At 65.3% G+C, this 717-nt stretch carries 1 protein-coding gene; it reads left to right on the top strand.

Annotated features, from left to right (window positions below; genetic code table 11):
* A partial coding sequence (locus ACW9TB_RS39350) for a glycoside hydrolase family 71/99 protein (protein WP_472753212.1) occupies positions 1-717 on the top strand: 717 nt, incomplete at both ends.

Here is a 717-nt window from a genome sequence, read left to right as displayed (position 1 = left end):
GCGCCAACATGGCCCAGCCCCCCTCCCCCGCCAACACCACCATCGTCGCCTGGCCCGACACGCGCGAATACACCAACACCTACCCCACCGCGTACGCCAACCTCAACAACGGCCAGCCCGCCACCCTGTTCTCCTCCTACGACCAGCAAACCGTCGACACCCACTTCCGCTGGATGCGCGAGAACAACATCGACACCGCCGCCCTGCAACGCTTCAACCCCATGGGCGGCGAAGGCCCCACCCGCGACGCCATGGCCGCCAAAGTCCGCACCGCCGCCGAAGCCAACGGCCGCAAGTACTACATCATGTACGACGTCACCGACTGGACGAACATGCAGCCGGAGATCAAAACCGACTGGCTCAACAAAATGAAAGCCCACACCACCTCACCCGCCTACGCCATGCAAAACGGCAAACCCGTCGTCGGCATCTGGGGCTTCGGCTTCAACGACCCCAAACGCCCCTGGGCCCCCGGCCCCTGCCTGGAGGTCGTCAACTGGTTCAAAGCCCAAGGCTGCTACGTCATGGGCGGCGTGCCCACCCACTGGCGCCGCGGCGTCGAAGACTCCCGCCCGGGATTCCTGGACGTCTACCACGCCTTCCACATGATCTCCCCCTGGATGGTCGGGCGGATCGGCACCATCGCCGACGTCGACCACTTCTACACCAACGTCAACCTGCCCGACCAAGCCGACTGCGACGCCCACGGCATCGACT

Source organism: Streptosporangium sp. H13245 (assembly GCF_055690525.1).
This window is presented reverse-complemented; position numbering and strand designations above follow the sequence as displayed.